This is a genomic window from Paraburkholderia sp. Cpub6 (assembly GCF_014201065.1).
Taxonomy (GTDB): Bacteria; Pseudomonadota; Gammaproteobacteria; order Burkholderiales; family Burkholderiaceae; genus Paraburkholderia; species Paraburkholderia tuberum.
The window spans coordinates 300,163-321,733 of the sequence record NZ_JACHDM010000006.1; the positions used below are offsets into that span (position 1 = coordinate 300,163).

21 protein-coding genes and 1 tRNA gene are annotated in these 21,571 nt (G+C 63.2%); 15 read left to right on the forward strand and 7 right to left on the reverse strand.

What is annotated here, in order from left to right; all coding sequences use genetic code 11:
- Positions 1 to 175: 175 nt before the first annotated feature.
- From HDG33_RS14285 to HDG33_RS14300, 4 genes are read right to left on the reverse strand one after another with little or no spacing between them, the layout of a single operon-like run.
- A complete protein-coding gene (locus tag HDG33_RS14285) occupies positions 176 to 700 on the reverse strand; it encodes an RDD family protein (RefSeq protein ID WP_184028476.1) in 525 nt (174 codons plus the stop codon).
- Positions 701 to 721: 21 nt separating this feature from the next.
- Positions 722 to 1,489: a DUF3106 domain-containing protein gene (locus HDG33_RS14290; RefSeq protein WP_184028479.1), complete on the reverse strand. Its 768-nt coding sequence runs from the start codon at positions 1,487 to 1,489 to the stop codon at positions 722 to 724.
- A 16-nt stretch (positions 1,490 to 1,505) separates the two neighbouring features.
- Positions 1,506 to 1,937 (reverse strand): DUF3619 family protein, encoded by a 432-nt coding sequence (locus tag HDG33_RS14295; protein ID WP_184028482.1) that lies wholly within the window; start codon positions 1,935 to 1,937, stop codon positions 1,506 to 1,508.
- Positions 1,934 to 2,497 carry an RNA polymerase sigma factor gene (locus tag HDG33_RS14300; RefSeq protein ID WP_184028485.1) on the reverse strand — a complete coding sequence of 188 codons (564 nt, stop codon included), beginning with the start codon at positions 2,495 to 2,497 and terminating at the stop codon, positions 1,934 to 1,936. Before HDG33_RS14300 ends, HDG33_RS14295 begins: the two co-directional genes overlap by 4 nt.
- Before the next feature lie 355 nt (positions 2,498 to 2,852).
- Here HDG33_RS14300 and HDG33_RS14305 point away from each other — a divergent pair, with 355 nt between their 5' ends.
- From HDG33_RS14305 to HDG33_RS14330, 6 genes are all read left to right on the forward strand, one after another.
- Positions 2,853 to 4,616, forward strand: coding sequence for an acetolactate synthase 3 catalytic subunit (locus HDG33_RS14305; protein ID WP_184028488.1), 1,764 nt, complete (start codon positions 2,853 to 2,855; stop codon positions 4,614 to 4,616).
- A 124-nt stretch (positions 4,617 to 4,740) separates the two neighbouring features.
- Positions 4,741 to 5,232 carry an acetolactate synthase small subunit gene (gene ilvN / locus HDG33_RS14310; RefSeq protein WP_018420000.1) on the forward strand — a complete coding sequence of 164 codons (492 nt, stop codon included), beginning with the start codon at positions 4,741 to 4,743 and terminating at the stop codon, positions 5,230 to 5,232.
- A 106-nt stretch (positions 5,233 to 5,338) separates the two neighbouring features.
- Entirely contained in the window at positions 5,339 to 6,355 is a 1,017-nt protein-coding gene (gene ilvC, locus HDG33_RS14315) for a ketol-acid reductoisomerase (RefSeq protein WP_008920617.1), read from the forward strand.
- Between the two features lie 132 nt (positions 6,356 to 6,487).
- The gene (locus tag HDG33_RS14320; RefSeq protein WP_018420001.1) at positions 6,488 to 7,126 is read left to right on the forward strand and encodes a phosphatidylserine decarboxylase; all 639 of its coding nucleotides are present in this window, start codon (positions 6,488 to 6,490) and stop codon (positions 7,124 to 7,126) included.
- 24 nt (positions 7,127 to 7,150) lie between these two features.
- On the forward strand, positions 7,151 to 8,023 hold the full coding sequence (gene pssA, locus HDG33_RS14325; protein ID WP_018420002.1) for a CDP-diacylglycerol--serine O-phosphatidyltransferase: 873 nt from the start codon (positions 7,151 to 7,153) through the stop codon (positions 8,021 to 8,023).
- A 368-nt stretch (positions 8,024 to 8,391) separates the two neighbouring features.
- Entirely contained in the window at positions 8,392 to 9,939 is a 1,548-nt protein-coding gene (locus HDG33_RS14330; protein WP_184010172.1) for a 2-isopropylmalate synthase, read from the forward strand.
- 126 nt (positions 9,940 to 10,065) lie between these two features.
- Here the strand turns inward: HDG33_RS14330 and HDG33_RS14335 are convergent, their stop codons facing one another.
- From HDG33_RS14335 to HDG33_RS14345, 3 genes are all read right to left on the reverse strand, one after another.
- The gene (locus HDG33_RS14335) at positions 10,066 to 11,628 is read right to left on the reverse strand and encodes a SulP family inorganic anion transporter (RefSeq protein WP_184028491.1); all 1,563 of its coding nucleotides are present in this window, start codon (positions 11,626 to 11,628) and stop codon (positions 10,066 to 10,068) included.
- 109 nt (positions 11,629 to 11,737) lie between these two features.
- A complete protein-coding gene (locus HDG33_RS14340) occupies positions 11,738 to 12,373 on the reverse strand; it encodes a carbonic anhydrase (RefSeq protein WP_018420005.1) in 636 nt (211 codons plus the stop codon).
- Positions 12,374 to 12,599: 226 nt separating this feature from the next.
- Positions 12,600 to 13,151 carry a hypothetical protein gene (locus HDG33_RS14345; RefSeq protein WP_184028494.1) on the reverse strand — a complete coding sequence of 184 codons (552 nt, stop codon included), beginning with the start codon at positions 13,149 to 13,151 and terminating at the stop codon, positions 12,600 to 12,602.
- 187 nt (positions 13,152 to 13,338) lie between these two features.
- On the opposite strand from HDG33_RS14345, the gene HDG33_RS14350 reads away from it, so the two are divergent.
- From HDG33_RS14350 to HDG33_RS14390, 9 genes are all read left to right on the forward strand, one after another.
- The gene (locus tag HDG33_RS14350; RefSeq protein WP_184028498.1) at positions 13,339 to 14,763 is read left to right on the forward strand and encodes a branched-chain amino acid ABC transporter substrate-binding protein; all 1,425 of its coding nucleotides are present in this window, start codon (positions 13,339 to 13,341) and stop codon (positions 14,761 to 14,763) included.
- 203 nt (positions 14,764 to 14,966) lie between these two features.
- Positions 14,967 to 15,239 carry a 30S ribosomal protein S15 gene (gene rpsO, locus HDG33_RS14355; protein ID WP_008920609.1) on the forward strand — a complete coding sequence of 91 codons (273 nt, stop codon included), beginning with the start codon at positions 14,967 to 14,969 and terminating at the stop codon, positions 15,237 to 15,239.
- Between the two features lie 345 nt (positions 15,240 to 15,584).
- The gene (pnp, locus tag HDG33_RS14360) at positions 15,585 to 17,720 is read left to right on the forward strand and encodes a polyribonucleotide nucleotidyltransferase (RefSeq protein ID WP_184028501.1); all 2,136 of its coding nucleotides are present in this window, start codon (positions 15,585 to 15,587) and stop codon (positions 17,718 to 17,720) included.
- A gap of 150 nt (positions 17,721 to 17,870) precedes the next feature.
- Complete coding sequence (locus HDG33_RS14365; RefSeq protein ID WP_184028504.1) at positions 17,871 to 18,887, forward strand: NAD(P)H-quinone oxidoreductase; 1,017 nt, start codon at positions 17,871 to 17,873, stop codon at positions 18,885 to 18,887.
- 165 nt (positions 18,888 to 19,052) lie between these two features.
- Positions 19,053 to 19,829, forward strand: coding sequence for a triose-phosphate isomerase (gene tpiA / locus HDG33_RS14370; RefSeq protein WP_090803761.1), 777 nt, complete (start codon positions 19,053 to 19,055; stop codon positions 19,827 to 19,829).
- 82 nt (positions 19,830 to 19,911) lie between these two features.
- A complete protein-coding gene (secG, locus tag HDG33_RS14375) occupies positions 19,912 to 20,298 on the forward strand; it encodes a preprotein translocase subunit SecG (RefSeq protein WP_184028767.1) in 387 nt (128 codons plus the stop codon).
- 112 nt (positions 20,299 to 20,410) lie between these two features.
- Positions 20,411 to 20,495: transfer RNA gene (locus tag HDG33_RS14380), tRNA-Leu, on the forward strand.
- Between the two features lie 158 nt (positions 20,496 to 20,653).
- Positions 20,654 to 21,013: an NADH-quinone oxidoreductase subunit A gene (locus HDG33_RS14385; RefSeq protein ID WP_018420012.1), complete on the forward strand. Its 360-nt coding sequence runs from the start codon at positions 20,654 to 20,656 to the stop codon at positions 21,011 to 21,013.
- 62 nt (positions 21,014 to 21,075) lie between these two features.
- On the forward strand, positions 21,076 to 21,555 hold the full coding sequence (locus HDG33_RS14390; protein ID WP_006052903.1) for an NADH-quinone oxidoreductase subunit B family protein: 480 nt from the start codon (positions 21,076 to 21,078) through the stop codon (positions 21,553 to 21,555).
- The last annotated feature ends 16 nt before the right edge of the window (positions 21,556 to 21,571 follow it).

Sequence of the window (21,571 nt, forward strand, 5' to 3'; positions counted from 1 at the left end):
TGTCTTCTTTGCCTACTTTCTTTGCAGCAGCAAAGAAAGTAGGTGCCGCCCCGCACAGGGGCAACGCTAATAGACCGATAAGACAACAAGGAAAGGCCCACACCGCACGAACAAAGGCAAAAAAGGCCTCCCCCGCCCAAGGAGAGCACGGCATTCGGCCCATCGCCCACGCGCGCTAGCGCCCAACCGCTACCACCCGCGTCCCCGCGAGCCGATCATGCAAAAACTGTCGCTGCGGATCAAAACGCCCACTCGCGGCCCACACCACGAACCAGACGCCCGCAATAACAAGCGTCTGCGGCACCCGCAACCCAAGAAGTGGATGCAACGCCAGCGGCGGCAAAAACCACAACCAGGCGAACACATACCGCGCAATCGCCCGCCCAACCGAAACCGGCGCGCCATCAGCGCCAACAACCCGTAATCGCCAGGTTTTCATCGGCAGCGTCTGGCCGCCGTGCGTCCAGAACCAGACGAAGTACACGCCAACCACGAGGCCGATCCAGCCGGCGAGCAGGTTGTGATGCGTGAGCCCGTTACGCTGCTGCGTCAGCGTGCTGAACAGATAGCCGGCGAGAAACACGACGCCGAACAGAATGACCGCTTCGTAGAGCAGTGCCGCGAGCCGTCGCCGGACGGTGGGCGCCGTGCCGCCGGGTGCGGCGGCAGGCAGCGTGGGGGTGGCGAGCGGCTGGGACACGTAATGGGTTCGGGGTCGGAATCAGGAGCCGTGGAAGATTGCCGGCGCTTCGGCAGGCGACACGGGCACCGGCGTCGCCGGTACGAAGCTGCCCGCCGCCGGAATCGCAGGCGTTGCCGGCAGCGAGGCCGCGGCCGGCGCGGAGGCAGCCGGCGCGGCGCTCGCCGCCGCGGCAGCACTGGCGCCGTGCTCGCGCGCATTCACGAACCGGTCGATGCCCTTGATCTCGTTGCGAGCCGATGGCGGCGCGCTGACGACGCTGGGGCGACGCTTGCGTTCGCTCGCGGCGAGCCGCTCCTTCGTTTCTTCGGGCAGTTGTTGGTACGCTTTCCACGCGTTCTGGCGCGCTTCGCGCGGCAACTCCTTCGAAACCTGGTAGTTTTCGCGCGCGACGCGGCGCTGATCGGGCGTCATGCGCACCCATTCACTCATGCGCTCATGCAGACGCTTTTGCGCATCCGGCGACATCTTTGCGTATCGCGACGCAATCTTCATCCACTTTCGCTTGCGTTCGTCGCTAAACGAATCCCATTGCGATGCGAATGGGGCCAGCGCGGCGTGGTCGGCGGCGCTCAGGCGTGACCACGCGAGGGGGCTATTGCTGCCCGGCAGGCCGGGCAATTCGACGGAAAGTGCGGGGGCGGGCGCGGGCGCGGCGACGTTGACGCCGGGCGACGGATTGCCCGCCGACGACGGGCTCGGGTGAAAGCGCGGATAGGTCGCGACAAACGACACCAGGGCCGCGATCGTGCATCCGAAAACAACGGCCAGGCCGCGCTTGTAACTCACCCGAGGAATCTCCCGCTCAGTGGGCGCGTGAAAGATACGCGTTGAAGCCGTGGTCGAGATAGGCATTGAGCGGCAGGTCGTCGCTTAGCATGGCGGCATCGATATCGGCAAGTTCGGCGGTGCGCTGGTGATCTTCCCAGTACGCGATGCCGATCAGGCTCACGACCAGCGCGGCCAGCGGCCACGCGAGCGCGAAGCGGCGCAGCGGCCAGCGGCGGCGCGGCTCGACGCCTCCCTGCGGTAGCCCCGCTATCCCGGCCGGCATGCCGGCGAACGCAGGCACGAACACCGGCGCGCTGACGGCTTCGGGCTTTTTGCGCGCCAACGCGGCACGACGCGCGGCAGCGAGCCGGTCGACGGTGGCGGGAGGGAGGCTGGCGGTGTTTTCGTCAAGCGCGCGGCGCAGTTGACGCGCAAACTCGAGTTCTGTGTTTTCAAGGGAGCTCATAGCGTGATTCCTTTCGCCTTGAGCGCTTGCGCCAGCGTGTGAGTGGCCCGGGAGCAGTGCGTTTTCACGCTGCCTTCGGAGCAGCCCATTGCGGCGGCAGTCTCGGCGACATCCATATCCTCCCAATAACGCATGAGAAACGCCTCCCGTTGACGTGCCGGTAATTTCTGGATCTCGTTGTCGATCGACTGCAGGACCTGCTCTCGTTCGAGCTTCTGTTCGTTGCTCTCGGCGCCAGCCGAACCCGCCTGGGCCTCGAAGGTTTCCAGCGGATCGAACTCGTCGTCGTCGGCATTGCCGAGCGACGAGAATAGACTAACCCAGGTGTTGCGTACTTTGGCACGGCGGAAATAGTCGTGCGTCGCATTCTGCAGAATACGCTGAAACAGCAGCGGCAGCTCGGCCGCCGGACGGTCGCCGTATTTCTCGGCGAGCTTGATCATCGCGTCTTGCACGATGTCGAGGGACGCATCGTCGTCCCGCACGGCGTAGACCGTCTGCTTGAATGCGCGCCTTTCGACGCCCGCCAGAAAATCGGCGAGTTCCTTGTCTGATGCCATCCGGTTGGGGTCGGCGCAGCAAGCGTGCGCGTAATCGGTCGAAAAATGTCGTAAAACTCGCGGATGCTAACAAACTTTTGCTCCGATAGGGGTGAAACCTGCTCAAGCTTGCATTTGCATGACGGTCGACATTCCGTCCGATCGCGCGCTCCTACGCGCGAGCCAATGGCAATATTTTCTTGACCGCGAGCGCGTCAGAAGCTATCGTCGCTGGTTCGCAACATAAGTGAGTTGTCTCAATTGAGGTGTGGCCCAAGAAGCCCCCTGTCAACTGGACGCGCCGCTTGAACCCGAGCCACAAGCCCGGCAGAGAGCACCCGATCAATTTTTTGCCGAAAATTCGAAAGGTGAATCAATGAATATGCCCAGCGCGGAATTCTCCACGTCGGATACGACCCCCCATCACGAAGCAGACTCTATCGGCGCCACCGTGCTCATGAAGGCACTGGCCGACGAAGACGTCGAGTTCATCTGGGGCTATCCCGGCGGCTCGGTACTCTACATTTACGACGAGCTGTACAAGCAGGACAAGTTCCAGCATGTGCTCGTGCGCCACGAGCAGGCCGCCGTGCATGCCGCGGACGCCTACGCGCGCTCCACCGGCAAGGTCGGCGTGTGTCTCGTGACCTCCGGCCCCGGCGTCACCAACGCGGTGACCGGCATCGCGACTGCCTATATGGATTCGATCCCGTTGGTCGTGATCAGCGGCCAGGTGCCGACTGCCGCGATCGGTCAGGATGCATTCCAGGAATGCGACACGGTCGGCATCACGCGTCCCTGCGTGAAGCACAACTTCCTCGTGAAGGACGTGCGCGATCTCGCCGCCACCGTCAAGAAAGCTTTCTACATCGCCCGTACCGGCCGTCCCGGCCCAGTGCTGATCGACATTCCGAAGGACGTGTCGAAGACGCCGTGCCAATACGAGCCGATCAAGAGCGTTTCGCTGCGCTCATACAACCCGGTCACGAAGGGCCACTCCGGTCAGATCCGCAAGGCGGTGTCGCTGCTGCTGTCGGCGAAGCGTCCGTATATCTACACCGGCGGCGGCATCGTGCTCGCGGATGCGTCGCGTGAATTGAACCAGTTCGCCGATCTGCTTGGCTACCCGGTCACCAATACGCTAATGGGTCTGGGCGGCTACCGCTCGAGCGACAAGAAATTCCTCGGCATGCTCGGCATGCACGGCACGTACGAAGCCAATATGGCGATGCAGCACTGCGACGTGCTGATCGCGATCGGCGCGCGCTTCGACGACCGCGTGATCGGCGATCCGAGCCACTTCGCGTCGCGGCCGCGCAAGATCATCCATATCGACATCGATCCCTCTTCCATTTCCAAGCGCGTCAAGGTCGACATTCCGATCGTCGGCGACGTGAAGGAAGTGCTGAAGGAACTGATCGAGCAGTTGCAGACGGCCGAGCATGGCCCCGACGCCGCGGCGCTCGCCGACTGGTGGAAGGACATCGAAGGCTGGCGCGCGAAAGATTGCCTGAAGTTCGACCGCAAGAGCGACATCATCAAGCCGCAGTACGTGGTCGAAAAGGCGTGGGAGCTGACCGACGGCAACGCGTTCGTGTGCTCCGACGTGGGCCAGCACCAGATGTGGGCCGCGCAGTTCTACAAGTTCAACAAGCCGCGTCGCTGGATCAATTCCGGTGGCCTCGGCACGATGGGCTTCGGCTTACCGGCCGCGATGGGCGTGAAGATGGCCCATCCGGACGACGACGTGCTGTGCATCACGGGCGAAGGCTCGATCCAGATGTGCATCCAGGAGCTGTCGACCTGCAAGCAGTACGACCTGCCGATCAAGATTATTTCGCTGAATAACCGCTATCTGGGCATGGTGCGCCAGTGGCAGCAGATCGAATACAGCAAACGCTATTCGCATTCGTACATGGATGCGCTGCCGGACTTCGTGAAGCTCGCCGAAGCGTACGGACACGTGGGCATGCGCATCGAGCGCACGGCCGATGTGGAACCGGCGCTGAAGGAAGCGCTGCGCCTGAAGGATCGCACGGTGTTTCTCGACTTCCAGACCGATCCGACCGAAAACGTCTGGCCGATGGTTCAGGCCGGCAAGGGCATCACCGAGATGCTCATGGGTTCGGAAGATCTTTAACGAGGGGGCGTCTGGATAACTCCAGCGCCGGCTTCGTGATGCGCGCCTTCAAAAAAGGCGAGGGCAGACGAGGCGGCGCCGCTCCGCTCGCAGACATCGACACATCATCTGGAAGAAGCGAAACATGAGACACATCATTTCCGTCCTGCTGGAAAACGAACCAGGCGCGCTGTCGCGCGTGGTGGGTCTGTTCTCCGCACGCGGCTACAACATTGAAACCTTGACGGTGGCTCCGACCGAAGACCGTTCGCTGTCGCGCATGACCATCGTCTCCGTTGGCTCGGACGACGTGATCGAACAGATCACGAAGCATCTGAACCGCCTGATCGAGGTGGTGAAAGTGGTCGACCTTACCGAGGGCGCCCACATCGAACGCGAGCTGATGCTGATCAAGGTGAGGGCGGTCGGCAAGGAACGTGAGGAGATGAAGCGGATGGCGGACATTTTCCGCGGCCGCATCATCGACGTCACCGAAAAGACCTACACGATCGAATTGACGGGGGCGAGCGACAAGCTCGACGCCTTCATCGAGGGGCTCGATTCCACGGCGATTCTCGAGACGGTCCGCACGGGCAGCTCGGGCATCGGTCGCGGCGAGCGCATTCTGAAGGTCTGACGTCGCGTTTCGCAAGGCCGGGCAACGCGGTATCGCCCGGCCGGCAATAACAACATTCGCAGTACCTGAATTTATCTGAATCATCGAATCTAGCCAAGGAACCGACATGAAAGTTTTCTACGACAAGGACGCCGATCTCTCCCTCATCAAGGGCAAGCAGGTCACCATCATCGGCTATGGCTCGCAAGGCCATGCGCACGCGCTGAACCTGAAGGAAAGCGGCGTGAACATCACGGTCGGTCTGCGCAAGGGCGGCGCATCGTGGAGCAAGGCTGAAAACGCCGGCCTGCAAGTCAAGGAAGTCGCGGAAGCGGTGAAGGGCGCGGACGTCGTCATGATGCTGCTGCCGGACGAGCAGATCGCCGACGTGTACGCGAAGGAAGTCCACGCGAACATCAAGCAGGGCGCAGCGCTCGCGTTCGCGCACGGCTTCAACGTTCACTACGGCCAGGTGATCCCGCGTGCCGACCTCGACGTCATCATGATCGCGCCGAAGGCGCCGGGCCACACGGTTCGCGGCACCTACTCCCAAGGTGGCGGCGTGCCGCACCTGATCGCGGTTGCGCAGGACAAGTCGGGCGCGGCGCGCGACATCGCGCTGTCGTACGCAGCGGCTAACGGCGGCGGCCGGGCCGGCATCATCGAAACGAACTTCCGCGAAGAAACCGAAACCGACCTGTTCGGCGAGCAGGCTGTGCTGTGCGGCGGTACCGTCGACCTGATCAAGGCCGGCTTCGAAACGCTGGTCGAAGCGGGTTACGCGCCGGAAATGGCGTACTTCGAGTGTCTGCACGAACTGAAGCTGATCGTCGACCTGATCTACGAAGGCGGCATTGCGAACATGAACTACTCGATCTCGAACAACGCCGAGTACGGCGAGTACGTGACGGGGCCGCGCATCGTGACCGCTGAGACGAAGAAGGCGATGAAGGCCGTGCTGACCGACATCCAGACCGGCGAATACGCGAAGAGCTTCATCATCGAGAACAAGGCTGGCGCACCGACGCTGCAATCGCGTCGCCGTCTGACGGCCGAGCACCAGATCGAGCAGGTTGGCTCGAAGCTGCGCGCGATGATGCCGTGGATAGCGAAGAACAAGCTCGTCGACCAGTCGAAGAACTAAGCGTCTCGATATAACGAGGTCCGGCGCGGTGCTTCGGCGCGGCGGCCGGAACAGTCAAAAAGCCGTCCAAGGGTGCTGAACCCTGGGCGGCTTTTGCTATCCTACGGTTTTACAAAAACACAGAAGCCATCCATGAATTACCCTCATCCGATCATCGCGCGAGAAGGCTGGCCGTTCATCGCCATCGCGGCCGTCGTTGCATTACTGGTTCACGCCTTCGCGGGGTTCGGCTTTGCGTGGCTCTTCTGGCTGATCCTGATCTTCATCGTGCAGTTTTTCCGCGACCCGGCGCGTCCGATTCCGACGCAGGCCAACGCGGTGCTGTGTCCTGCCGACGGTCGTATCGTCGCGGTAGAAACCGCGCATGATCCTTATGCGAATCGCGAAGCGCTGAAGATCAGCGTGTTCATGAACGTGTTCAACGTGCACTCGCAGCGCTCGCCCGTCGACGGTGCGATCTCGAAAGTCGAATACTTTCCTGGCGCCTATCTGAACGCGGCGGTCGATAAAGCCTCGCTCGAAAACGAGCGCAACGCGGTCGTAATCGAAATGGCCGGCGGCCAGACGGTCACGTCGGTGCAGATTGCCGGGCTGATCGCGCGGCGGATTCTTTGCTACGTCCGTGCAGGCGAGCCGCTGACCCGCGGCCAGCGTTACGGATTCATCCGCTTCGGTTCGCGCGTCGACGTGTATTTGCCGGTGGGCAGCCGTCCGCGCGTGTCGATCGGCGAGAAGGTGTCGGCGTCGTCCACGATCCTCGCCGAGCTGTAAAGCGGCATACAGGAGGTTGTCCGAATGGCCGCATTCAAACCGCGTCGACCCCGCAGCAGTGGACCGCTGCCGCGGCCGTTTCGTCGCAACAAGCCGCCGGTGGTCACGGAGTCGCCGGTCGCCGACAGCCGGCGCGCGCAGCGTCAGCAGTTCCTCAGAAAACGCGGCATCTACCTGCTGCCGAACGCATTCACCACGGCCGCGCTGTTCTGCGGCTTCTTCGCCGTCGTGCAGGCGATGAACGTGCGCTTCGAGATCGCGGCGATCGCGATCTTCGTCGCGATGGTGCTCGATGGCATGGACGGTCGCGTCGCGCGCATGACGCATACGCAAAGCGCGTTCGGCGAGCAGTTCGACAGCCTGTCGGACATGGTGTCGTTCGGTGTTGCGCCCGCGCTCGTGATGTACGAGTGGATCCTGAAGGACCTCGGCCGGTGGGGCTGGCTCGCGGCGTTCGTCTATTGTTCCGGCGCGGCGCTACGGCTCGCGCGTTTCAACACGAATATCGGCGTGGTCGACAAGCGTTTCTTCCAGGGCATGCCGAGCCCGGCAGCGGCGGCACTGATCGCCGGTTTCGTGTGGCTCGCCACCGACAACCGCGTGCCGCTGAAGCTCGTCTGGCTGCCGTGGGTCGCCTTCGTGCTGACCATCTACGCGGGCGTGACGATGGTGTCGAACGCGCCGTTCTATAGCGGCAAGGCGCTCGACGTACGGCATCGCGTGCCGTTCGGCGTGATCCTGCTGGTGGTGGTCGCCTTCGTGCTCGTGTCGTCCGATCCGCCGTTGATGCTGTTCGGTCTGTTCGTGCTGTACGGTCTGTCCGGCTACGTGTTCTGGGCGTATCAGGCGGTGCGCGGCCGGGCCAATCCGGCGCGTTCGATGTCGCACGACCGTTGAAGATTTGAACCGCGCTGCATCGCAGCGACGTACGAAAAACGGCAGCCTGCAGGCTGCCGTTTTTCGTTGGTTGGTGCCGTTACGCGGTCGCTTCGGACAGCGCCGCAGGCCGCCCCGGCGCGCATTGCGCGGTGACTGGAATGCCGCTATAGTCGTCGGATCAGTGCGTGGGCGTGGCCGATTTTGCCGGGTCGGCGAGGCCGTTCGCAGCGCCGCGCCATCATGCTTCGTTCACGCCCTTATGCGTTTTTGCGTTCCGTCCGCACCGGCCGCGATCATCGTGATCGCCCTACCTTGCCAGCGGCGGCGCTCATCGTCCCATTCCAAAACCAGGTCCCACATCTGAACGACTCCCGAGGAGGCCCGACATGTCCGACAAACTGATCATTTTCGACACCACGCTGCGTGACGGCGAGCAATCGCCCGGCGCGTCGATGACGAAGGAAGAGAAGATCCGCATCGCCAGGCAACTCGAACGGATGAAAGTCGACGTGATCGAAGCGGGCTTCGCGGCCAGCTCGAACGGCGACTTCGACGCGATCCATACGATCGCCGGCCTCGTGAAGGACAGCACGATCTGCTCGCTTGCGCGCGCGAACGACAAGGACATACAGAAGGCCGCCGACGCACTGAAGCCGGCCGATCATTTCCGCATCCACACGTTCATCGCAACGTCGCCACTGCACATGGAGAAGAAGCTGCGGATGACGCCCGAGCAGGTATTCGAGCAGGCCAAGCTTGCGGTGCGTTTCGCGCGCAAGTTCACCGACGACGTCGAATTCTCGCCGGAAGACGGCAGCCGCTCGGATTTGGACTTCCTGTGCCGTGTGCTGGAAGCGGTGATCGCCGAAGGCGCGACCACGATCAACATCGCGGACACCGTCGGCTACGGCGTGCCGGAACTCTATGGCCAACTCGTCAAGACGCTGCGCGAGCGCATTCCCAACTCGCACAAGGCGGTGTTCTCCGTGCATTGCCACAATGACCTCGGCATGGCGGTCGCGAATTCGCTCGCCGGCGTGCAGATTGGCGGCGCGCGCCAGGTCGAATGCACGATCAACGGGCTCGGCGAGCGCGCGGGCAATACGTCGCTCGAAGAAATCGTAATGGCGGTGAAGACCCGCAAGGATTACTTCGGACTCGACGTCGGCCTCGACACGACTCAGATCGTGCCCGCCTCGAAGCTCGTGTCGCAGATCACTGGCTTCGTCGTGCAGCCGAACAAGGCCGTGGTCGGCGCGAACGCTTTCGCGCATGCGTCGGGTATCCATCAGGATGGCGTGCTGAAGGCGCGCGATACCTACGAAATCATGCGCGCGGAAGACGTGGGTTGGGCCGCGAACAAGATCGTGCTCGGCAAGCTGTCGGGCCGCAATGCGTTCAAACAGCGTCTGCAGGAGCTTGGCATCGCGCTCGACAGCGAAGCCGAACTGAACACCGCGTTCGCGCGCTTCAAGGAACTCGCCGATCGCAAGGCGGAGATCTTCGACGAAGACATCATCGCCATCGTCAACGAGGAATCGGCGGAAGCGCACGAGAAGGAGCACTACAAGTTTCTGTCGATGTCGCAGCATTCCGAAACCGGCGAGCAGCCGCACGCGAAGGTCGTGTTCTCGGTAGAGGGTAAAGAGATCACCGGCGAAGCGCGCGGCAACGGACCGGTCGACGCCACCCTCAACGCGATCGAAACGGAAGTGGGCAGCGGCTCCGAACTGCTGCTGTACTCGGTCAACGCGATCACGACCGGCACGCAGGCGCAGGGCGAAGTGACCGTGCGGTTGTCGAAGAGCGGGCGCATCGTCAACGGCACGGGCACTGATCCGGATATCGTCGCGGCATCCGCGAAGGCATATTTTTCGGCGCTCAACAAGCTGTATTCGAATGCGGACAAGGTGAATCCGCAGCGCTCGGAGTAACGCGAGCATGGCGCGCCGGTAGCGCGCGATCGCTTGTGTGGATCGGAGGAGAAGCCCCGTGGTGCTCGGCACACGGGGCTTTTTTCTGCCGTCATCGCGCAGCTGCGGCGGCGCGATATGACGAAACTACTCCGCCGTCGTGCGCCGCAGCGACCAGCCGCGCGTTGCGCGGGCCTGCTCGCGGACTTGAAATCTGACGTCGACGGTAATCCCACGGCGAGGCGCATCGGCGACGAACGCGTCCAGCAGTTCGCGCACGTCGTGATCGACGAAATCGGCGCGTGTCGCATCGACGATAACCGTGGCGCCATCCGGAATCTGCTGCAGATAGTGCTTGAGCGGCACCTTACCGAGAAACGACACGTCCTTGCGAAACGACAGCAGGTAGTGATCGCCATGCTGCGCGAGCACGATCGGGCCGCGCAGGTTTGCGTACAGCGCAAACAGCATGCTGCACAGGATGCCGAGCACGATACCGATCAGCAGATCGGTGACGAGCACACCGACGACTGTGACGATAAATGGTGCGAACGGCGCGAATCCCTGCCGCGCGAGCCCGGCGAACAACGACGGCTTGGCGAGTTTGAACCCGGTGAAGATCAGGATCGCGGCAAGGCAGGCGAGCGGGATCAGGTTGATCACGCTCGTGAGCGCGAACACGCTGACGAGAAGCAACACGCCGTGAACGATCGCCGAGAGTCGGCTTTTTGCGCCGGCATGGACGTTCGCGGAGCTACGCACGATCACGGCGGTGATCGGCAGGCCGCCGATCGCACCCGCGATCAGATTGCCCACGCCCTGCGCCTTCAGCTCGCGATCGGGAGGCGCGCGGCGGCGCTCCGGATCGATCTGTTCGACCGCTTCGAGGCTCAGTAGCGTTTCGAGACTTGCGAGGATGGCGATCGTGATCGCAACGCGCCATATGTCGGGATTGATGAGCTGGGCGAACCGTGGGCCGAAGTCGGCCGACGCGAGCACGGCCTGCAGTGCCGCGAACGATTCCAGCGACGGCAGCGCGACCCGCCCTTCGGCGGGCGGTGCCAACGATGGCGCGACGAGATTGAGGGCGAGCGTCGCGCCGATGCCGAGCAGCACCACCGCGAGCGGCGCGGGCATGATGCGCACGACAGCGAAGCGGCGCAGCGCGCGCGTTTCCCAGCCGGCGAGGATCGCGAGCGACAGCAGTGTGATCAGCACGGCGGTCAGTGAGATTGGGCCGAGCGGCGTTGCGACCGCCGCCGCCGACTGGACGGAGTCGGCGGTGCCGGACAGCCCCAGCGCAACGGGGAGCTGCTTGAGGATCAACAGCACGCCGATGGCCGCGAGCATCCCCTTGATCACCGGCGACGGCACGTAGGCGGCGTACCGGCCGGCCTTGAGCATGCCGAAGCCGAACTGGATGACGCCCGACAGTAGTACGGCCAGCAGGAACGCGGAAAAGCCGCCAAGCCGTGCGATGCCGTCGACGACGATCACGACGAGGCCCGCGGCCGGGCCGCTCACGCTCAGACGCGAGCCGCTCAGCGCGGCAACCACGAGCCCGCCAATGATGCCGGACACCAGTCCGGCAAACGGGTCGACGCCCGATGCGTGAGCAATGCCGAGGCAAAGCGGCAGGGCCACCAGAAAAACGGCCGTTCCGGCGAGCACGTCGCTCTGGAGCGCGGAGAAAGAGGTTTGATTATCCATGGTGTCGAAGAGCGAGAGGTGGGACGATGGGCGACGAACAGGTATGGCCCGATGACGATTCCGCTGTCGGCTCCGTCCGCGGTTCGAATGGGACGGGCGACGCGCTTCGCTAGGCCGCGCTGTGCGCCGCGGTCGTGCAGGTCATCGCGTCGTCGGCGGTATAGCCGGAGGTGAGAACCTTGATGCGCCCGTCGTCGAGCGCAAAGATCCAGCCGTGCACGAGCGGCGCCGGCTCAGCCTCGTGCACGATCGGGCTCGCCCGTAGCTGCCGCACCTGTTCGAGCACGTTCAGCTCGGCGAGGCGATTGACGCGATCCGGCTCGGTCGCCGCGCCGTCCAGCTCCGAGTGATGCGTTTTGGCGAGTGCGCAGAGCGGCGCGATACGGCGGTTCACATGGGGCAGCGCGGGGTCCGGCGGCAGCAGCGCGGCGCGCACGCCGCCGCAGCCATAGTGGCCGCAGACGATCACATGGCCGACCTTGAGCACCCGCACCGCGTATTCAAGGACGCTCGCGACGTTGTCGTCGCCGGGATGAAACAGGTTGGCGATGTTGCGATGGACGAACAGATCGCCGGGCTCGCAATGCGTGATCGTTTCGGCGGGCACGCGGCTGTCCGCGCAGCCGATCCAAAGAATGTGTGGATTCTGTCCGCGCATCAGGTCGCGAAAAAATGCCGGATTACGCGTCGCGGTTTCATGGGCCCACGCGACGTTGGCGACCAGCAGGTGTTTGGGTCGGTTCATCGTAGCAACTCCGTATGAGAGGCAATTGACCTGGCACCGGACCGAAACCGCGTCTGCACGTGATTGCGAGCCGGTGCCGGAACGGCGTTTACAATAACCTTTCTTTCGCAAAATTGTTGACGTAAACAGGATAAAATTCTGTTTTATGCTTAAACAATAAAAAAGCCGCCTATCGAAGGCGGCTTTTTTGAGATTTGGTGCTTCTTCCGAAGAGGGTGCTCAGTGCTCAGAACAGGTTGCGGCGGTCGGGGTCGTGCAGCGGGTCGGGGGTCTTCTGCGTGAGGCGCAAGATGCCCTGGTCATCGAAGTAGAAGTTGTACATCATGTACCAGACGTTGTCTTCGAGATAGCGATAGGTCCAGACTTCGCGCCTCATCAGCGGGAAGTACGACGTTTCGACCGGGCGGCCGAAGTTCACCAGCACGTCGCTGCGTGTCCATTTGCCGATCTCGGCGCGGTAGAACTCGTTGGGCTGCAGCACCTGGCGCATGTTGATGATCTTGCCGGCTGCGTTGATATCGGCGGCGGTGGTGGTTTCGCCCATCGGTTGGGTCGGCCACATCAGACGCTTGCCGCCGTCGGGCAGATCATAGGTTTCGCGCGGCGGACCGAGACGCGCGATGACCGTCGATGCGTCCGCTCCCTGTTGATACTGCTGCCACGGCTGGGCGCAGCCGGCGAGCGCTAGCACGCTCAGGCAAACGAGCGCGGCGCGGCGCAGACTGGCGCCGGCCGGGGCTGTAATAGCAGCCGCCGTGGGGTGGTGGCGGTTCGGCATGTATTCCTCCGATGGCGTTTGAATTGCGGTTCTTATCATCGAAACGCACTATTTTGACACGCGCTGTGGCGAAAGAACGGCGTTGCTTGAACGTGCGTCGCCACCAAACGGTAACGGATGCGCCGGCTTGCCTATTCCGTGCGCGTCATCCTATGATCCGCGCTTCGAAGATTCAGGCGGGACGACCATGACGGCGATGTGGCGAGGGGCGGCGGCGGTTGCGCTGACGGCGATTTCGATGGCGGTGGCGGGAGTTGGCGTGGCTGAGGCGGCGAATCCGGCCTCGACGGGCGCGAGTCAGGCGTCCGCGCAGGGGGCCGTTCCGCCCACCGGCAAGCCGGGGAGCCGCGCGGCCACGCTGGCGGCAAGCCCGGCCGGTAATCACGCAAGCAAGTCCGCCAGCCTGCCGGCCGGCAAACTCACCGGCGCGCCAATCCAGCTCGCGCTGATCGAAGGCATGTCCGGCCCGTTCGCGAACGCGGGCGCGGCAGTCGAGCGCAATCTGCGTTTCGGTGTCGAGCAGGTCAACGCGCACGGCGGCGTGGAGCTCGCGGACGGCGCGCATCCGTTCGAACTGGTCGTGCTCGACAGCAAGGGCAGCACGGAGGAAGCGCTGACGCAATTGCGCGCGGCCGCGGATCGCCATATCGGCTACATCCTGCAGGGCAATAGCTCGGCGGTCGCCGCGGCGCTGATCGGCGCGATCGAGAAGCAGAACAGCCGCGAGCCGGACAACCGCGAACTGTTCCTCAACTACTCCGCCGACGACCCCGCGCTCACCAACGCGGACTGCAGCTTCTGGCACTTCCGCTTCGACGCGCACGCCGGCATGCGGATGGCCGCGCTCGCCGAGGTGATCGAGCGCGACAAGGCGGTGAAAAAGGTGTACCTGCTGAACCAGGATTACAGCTTCGGACACGACGTGAGCAGCCTCGCGCGTTCGACGCTCGCGGCGAAGCGTCCCGACATCGCGGTGGTCGGCGACGAATTTCACCCGATCGGCCGCGTGAAGGATTTCGCGCCGTACATCGCGAAGATCCGCGCGAGCGGCGCGGACGCCGTGATCACCGGCAACTGGGGCAACGACCTGACGCTGCTCGTGAAGGCGGCGCGCGAGCAGGGCCTCGACACGAAGTTCTACACGTTCTACGGCAACAGCCTCGGCGCGCCGGCCGCGCTTGGCGACGCAGGCGTGGGTCACGTGATCGCGGTGGCCGAGTGGCATCCGAATGTCGGTGGCGCGGCCTCCGACGCGTGGTACGCGGCGTTCCGCGCGCGCTTTCCGGCCGCCCAGGACGACTATCCGGTGCTGCGTATGCCACTGATGATCGAAACGCTCGCCGCCGCGATGAGCCGCGCCGGCAGCGCCGCTCCGACGGCGGTCGCGAAAGCGCTCGAGGGCATTCGCTTCGACAACGGTATTCACGCATCGTGGATGCGCGCCGATGACCATCAGCTGATCCAGCCCCTCTACGTGATGCAGATGGACAAAGCAGGCACACCCGGCGTGCATTTCGATAACGAAGGGTCGGGCTATGGCTTCCACACGGTGCTGGCGATACCAGCCGAGCGCACACTATTGCCGACGGTCTGCCGGATGCGGCGCCCCTGAGCGCCCGCGAGCGACACTCATCCGCCTTGCTGGCCCGGGGTTCGCGGCCGGAATCGGCTGTGCTACAATACGCGTCCCGTTGTTGGGCTGGGTTCTGATTCAGTTAATTCAGCCACGAACGGGACTCAGTAAATGGTGAAACGGGTATCCCACGGCACGGCCTTTCTTCCGTGACCGCCTGTCCAGTTATCAAGGAAATTGACATGTCCGCAGTTGAAGCAAGCAAGAAGTCCGAAGTCGTCGCGCAATTCGCACGCGCAGCCAACGACACCGGCTCCCCCGAAGTTCAGGTCGCGCTGCTCACGACCCGTATCAACGAACTGACCTCCCACTTCAAGGAGCACACGAAGGATCACCACAGCCGCCGCGGTCTGCTGCGCATGGTGAGCCGCCGTCGCAAGTTGCTCGACTACCTGAAGGGTAAGGACGCGGATCGTTACCGCAGCCTGATCGAGAAGCTGGGTCTGCGTAAGTAATCGGCCAGTCGTTCAGCAAGATGCCTGTGTCAGTTTCGCTGATACAGGCATTTTGTTTTTGCGCGGCGCGCTTCGTGTAACGCGCACCGCCTGTGATCCGCGGCGTATGCCGGTTCGCGCGGCGTCTACGGGCAAGCGCAGTAGCAGTAGCAGAACAGCAGTAGAAGAAGCAGTAACAGGAAACAAGGCCGGGCTTCAGGGCGGAGTTTTGTGTCATTCCAGCGGTTCGCGCGCAGTCGCAGCACGTGACTCTCTGGAATGGCATAGCACGACTCTTCCCATGCGGCGCCGGCCTGGCGTTGCCGCGCCGCTCCGGTCCGCGCGGCATTACGATGAGGAAAAGCAATGACTATGTTCAATAAGATCGTCAAAGAGTTTAAGTGGGGGCAGCACAACGTTCGCCTCGAAACCGGTGAAATCGCTCGCCAGGCGGGCGGCGCGGTGATCGTCGACGTCGAAGATACCGTGGTGCTCGCCACCGTGGTCGGCGCGAAAACCGCGAAGCCGGGCCAGGACTTCTTCCCCCTCACCGTCGATTACATCGAAAAGACTTACGCCGCCGGCAAGATCCCGGGTGGCTTCTTCCGTCGCGAAGGCCGTCCGTCGGAAGGCGAGACGCTGATCTCGCGCCTGATCGACCGTCCGCTGCGTCCGCTCTTCCCGGAAGGCTTCTACAACGAAGTGCAGGTCGTGATTCACGTGCTGTCGCTGAATCCGGAAATCCCCGCCGACATCCCTGCGCTGATCGGCGCCTCGGCGGCGCTCGCGGTGTCCGGTCTGCCGTTCAGCGGCCCGGTCGGCGCGGCGCGCGTGGCCTACATCAACAACGAATACGTGCTGAACCCGACGCGTCCGCAGATGAAGGAATCGGCACTCGACCTTGTCGTCGCCGGCACGGAACGCGCGGTGCTGATGGTCGAATCGGAAGCGCAGCAATTGAGCGAAGAAGTGATGCTCGGCGCCGTCGTGTTCGGTCACGAGCAGATGCAGACCGCGATCGACGCGATCCACGAACTCGTCCGCGAAGGCGGCAAGCCCGAGTGGGATTGGCAGCCTGCCGCAAAGAACGAAGCGCTGATCGCACGCGTGACCGAACTCGCGCAGGCCGATCTGCTCGCTGCTTACCAGATCCGCGACAAGCAGGCTCGCTCGACCAGGCTGAAGGAAGTCTACGCGGCGACCTCGGCGAAGCTCGAGGAAGAAGCGGCGGCAGCGGGCACCGTGGCGGCCGACAAGGCGTCGGTCGGCAACGTGCTGTTCGACATCGAAGCGAAGATCGTCCGTACGCAGATCCTGAACGGCGAGCCGCGTATCGACGGCCGCGACACGCGCACCGTGCGCCCGATCGAAATCCGCACCGGCGTGCTGCCGCGTACCCACGGCTCGGCGCTGTTCACGCGCGGCGAGACGCAGGCGATGGTGGTCGCGACGCTCGGCACGAAGGGCGACGAGCAAAACATCGACGCGCTCGAAGGCGAGTACCGCGAACGCTTCATGCTCCACTACAACATGCCTCCGTTCGCGACGGGCGAAACGGGCCGCGTCGGTTCGCCGAAGCGCCGTGAAATCGGTCACGGCCGTCTCGCCAAGCGCGCGCTCGTCGCGTGCCTGCCGAGCGCCGACGAGTTCGGCTACTCGATCCGCGTCGTGTCGGAAATCACCGAGTCGAACGGTTCGTCGTCGATGGCTTCGGTGTGTGGCGGCTGCCTCGCGCTGATGGACGCCGGCGTGCCGATGAAGGCGCACGTCGCCGGTATCGCGATGGGCCTGATCCTCGAAGGTAATCGCTTTGCGGTGCTGACCGACATTCTCGGCGACGAAGATCACCTCGGCGACATGGACTTCAAGGTCGCGGGTACGGAACAAGGCGTGACCGCGCTGCAGATGGACATCAAGATTCAGGGCATCACGAAGGAAATCATGCAGGTCGCGCTCGCGCAGGCGAAGGAAGGCCGCATGCACATCCTCGGCAAGATGACCTCGGCCGTGGCCGGCGCGAACACCCAACTATCGGAGTTCGCACCGCGCATGATCACGATCAAGATCAACCCGGAAAAGATTCGCGACGTGATCGGCAAGGGCGGCTCGGTGATCCGCGCGCTCACCGAAGAAACCGGCACGACGATCGACATTTCGGATGACGGCGTCGTCACGATCGCGAGCACGAACAGCGAAGGCATGGCCGAAGCGAAGCGTCGCATCGAAGCGATCACGATGGAAGTCGAAGTGGGCCAGGTGTACGAAGGCACCGTGCTCAAGCTGCTCGACTTCGGCGCGATCGTGAACATCCTGCCGGGTAAGGATGGTCTGCTGCATATCTCCGAGATCGCGAACGAGCGCATCAAGGACATCAACGACTATCTGAAGGATGGCCAGCAGGTGAAGGTCAAGGTCATCCAGACGGACGAGAAGGGTCGTGTGCGTCTGTCGGCGAAGGCATTGCTGAACGACGCGCCGCAAGGCGAGCCGACGCCGCAGTAAGGCGGTAGCGGACAAACGGCCGGCCGTGTCATGCGCGCCGGCCGTTTTTCATGCAGGATGGATTGCGTTGCGCATTCGAATCGCAGCGCGGCGCTATGGCAGACGGCAGCAACGGGTAGGTAACGCAATCCAATCTTGGAGTTGACGCAGATGAAAGCGATCGAAATCACTGAATTCGGTGCGCCGGAAGTCCTCAAGCTGGCGGAGCGTCCGACGCCGCAGCTCAAGGCTGGCGAGGTGCTGATCAAGGTGGCGGCATCCGGCATCAATCGTCCGGACGTGTTTCAGCGCAAGGGCGGCTATGCGCCGCCGCCGGGAGCGTCGGATCTGCCGGGGCTGGAGGTGGCGGGCGAGATCGTCGGCGGCACGATCGACGCGAAGAACAACCCGTTCGGTCTGAAGATCGGCGATCGCGTGTGCGCGCTGCTCGCGGGCGGCGGCTACGCGGAATTTGCGGCCGCGCCGCTGCTGCAATGCCTGCCGGTGCCGACGGGGTTGTCGGATATCGAAGCGGCTTCGCTGCCCGAGACTTTTTTCACGGTGTGGAGCAACGTCTTCAATCGCGCGCAGCTCGGCCAGGGCGAGGGCGGTGCGAATGAAACGCTGCTCGTGCAGGGTGGTTCGAGCGGCATCGGCGTGACGGCGATCCAGATTGCGCACGCGCTCGGCTTCCGTGTGTTCGCGACCGCGGGCTCGGACGAAAAGTGCCGCGCGTGCGAAGCGCTCGGCGCCGAACGCGCGATCAACTACAGGACTGAAGATTTCGTCGAAGTCATCAAGTCGCTGACCAACGATCGTGGCGTCGACGTGATCCTCGACATGGTGGCAGGCAGCTACGTGCCGCGCGAATTGTCGGCTCTCGCCGACGGTGGCCGTATCGTACTAATTGCGCTGCTCGGCGGCGCGAAGGCGGAGCTGAACCTGAACGAAGTGTTGCGCCGCCGTCTGACGGTTACCGGTTCCACACTGCGACCACGGCCGATCGAGTTCAAGGCGCAGATCGCCGCGCAACTGAAGGAGCGCGTGTGGCCGCATCTCGAAGCTGGGCGCATCAAGCCGGTCGTGCATCGCGTGTTTCCGGCCGCCCAGGCTGCCGACGCGCATGCGCTGATGGAAAGCGGCACGCACGTCGGCAAGATCGTGTTGACGTGGGGTCAGGAGGCTTGACGTCATCGGTTTGACCCGATCCACCCCACGCAGTAAAATTGCGCGTTTTGCGCGCGCCGGATCGATCGGACGGGCGGGCCGCGAGCGCAGGAACAAACTGCAGCGAGGCGCGAGCGAAGTCCGCCGGCAGCAGGCCGGACTGGCAAGACAGGACAATACGAGACGATGTCGAATCAACAACGAGCCAAACTGGTAGTCGGTAACTGGAAGATGCATGGGCGGCTCGCCGCCAACGCCGCGTTGCTGCAGGCAGTGGCACAGGGCGCCAGTGAATTGCCGGCCGACGTGCGCGTCGGTGTGTGCGTGCCGAGCCTCTATCTCGGGCAGACTCAGTCGCTGCTCGAAGGCAGCCCGGTCGTGTGGGGCGTGCAGGACGTGTCCGCGTTCACGCATGGCGCCTATACCGGCGAAGTGGCTGCGCCGATGGTGACGGACTTCGGCGCCACGTTTGCGATCGTCGGGCACTCGGAGCGCCGCGCGTATCACCGCGAAAGCGCCGAACTGGTCGCGGTGAAAGCGCAGCGTGTGCTCGAGGCGGGTTTGACGCCGATCGTGTGCGTCGGCGAAACGCTCGAAGAACGCGAAGCGGGTTGCACCGAGCAGGTCGTCGGCGGTCAGCTCGACGAGGTGCTCGCGAAGCTGTCGGCTCAGGAAGCGGCTCGCCTCGTCGTCGCGTATGAGCCGGTGTGGGCAATTGGCACCGGCAAGAGCGCATCGGCGGCACAGGCGCAGGCCGTGCATGGGTTTCTGCGCGCACGTCTCGCGGCCAAGGGTGCGGCGGACGTGCCGTTGCTATACGGCGGCAGCGTTAAGCCGGACAACGCGGAAGAACTGTTCCGTCAGCTCGATATCGACGGCGGCCTGATCGGCGGCGCGTCGTTGAAAGATCAGGATTTCCTGGCGATCTGCAAGGCGGCCGCTGCGACCAGCGTGGCTGGTTAAGCTGGGCGTCTCGGCGAGGATGACTCCATTTCGCGCAACACACAGTGTGCGGCGCGGTTAAATAAAGACTCAGGTGAGTGTGATGCTGTATTTGAAAACATTGATTATCGTCGTTCAGTTGTTGTCGGCGTTCGGGGTCATCGGACTTGTGTTGCTGCAGCACGGCAAAGGTGCCGATATGGGCGCGGCTTTCGGCAGCGGCGCGTCGGGTAGCCTGTTCGGTGCGACGGGTTCGGCGAACTTCCTGTCGCGGACCACGGCAGTGCTCGCAGCGCTGTTCTTTGCCACAACACTGGCACTCACTTACCTTGGTGCGTATCACGTGAAGCCGTCGGCAGGCGTGCTGGGCGCGGCAGCTACTGCGCCGGTCGCGGCTTCGGCGCCGGCTGCGGGCTCGGCCCCGGTGGCGGCATCGCCTGCAGCGCCGGCTGCGCCTGCGTCGGTTCCGGCGACGGGCGTGCCGAAATAAATTTGCGGCGGACGTGGTCTTGTGCGTTGAACAATCTGCTTAAGCAAGTTACAATTCAAGTCTTGAAGCGATTCGCGGGTTTTGCAAGTTGTTTTCCCGGATTGCATATAGTGCCGACGTGGTGAAATTGGTAGACACGCTATCTTGAGGGGGTAGTGGCGAAAGCTGTGCGAGTTCGAGTCTCGCCGTCGGCACCAAATGTTATCTAAATGCCAGCCGTTTGCTTCGCTTCGGCTGGCATTTTCACTTCTGGCGTATCGCTGTACGGCTTACGTCATGCGCGTTGAGGAAGTGATTTCGCGTCAGGGGTGCTATGCTCCTGACGGCACTTAGAACCAACCGATTGAGGATTGTCTTGAACCTCGCAGCCTATTTCCCCGTTTTGCTGTTCCTTATTGTGGGCACCGGTTTAGGCGTAGCACTGGTCAGTATTGGCAAGCTCCTCGGTCCCAACAAGCCCGACACCGAGAAAAACGCACCGTACGAGTGCGGCTTCGAAGCATTCGAAGATGCGCGCATGAAATTCGACGTGCGCTACTACCTCGTCGCCATTCTCTTCATCATTTTCGACCTTGAGACCGCATTCCTGTTCCCGTGGGGCGTGGCGTTGCGTGACATCGGCTGGGCTGGGTTCACGGCAATGATGATTTTCCTGCTCGAGTTCCTGCTTGGCTTTGCCTATATCTGGAAGAAGGGCGGCCTCGACTGGGAATGATGGATTAATCGCCGGTTTGCGTGGGTGGCCAGGCTTGCCGCCCCGTCTGGAGTGGAAAGCAAATGAGTATCGAAGGGGTCTTGAAGGAAGGGTTTGTCACCACTACGGCGGACAAACTGATCAACTGGACGCGCACCGGCTCGCTGTGGCCGATGACGTTCGGTCTTGCGTGCTGCGCGGTCGAGATGATGCATGCGGGCGCTGCCCGTTATGATCTCGACCGTTTCGGTGTGGTGTTTCGTCCGAGTCCGCGTCAGTCGGACGTAATGATCGTCGCCGGCACGCTGTGCAACAAGATGGCGCCCGCTCTGCGCAAGGTTTACGACCAGATGGCGGAGCCGCGGTGGGTGATCTCGATGGGCTCATGCGCGAACGGCGGTGGCTATTACCACTACTCGTACTCGGTGGTGCGCGGCTGCGACCGGATCGTCCCGGTCGACGTGTACGTGCCGGGTTGTCCGCCCACGGCGGAAGCGCTGGTATACGGCGTGATCCAGCTGCAAGCCAAGATTCGCCGCACTAACACCATCGCCCGTCAATAAGGCCAACGCCTCTCCA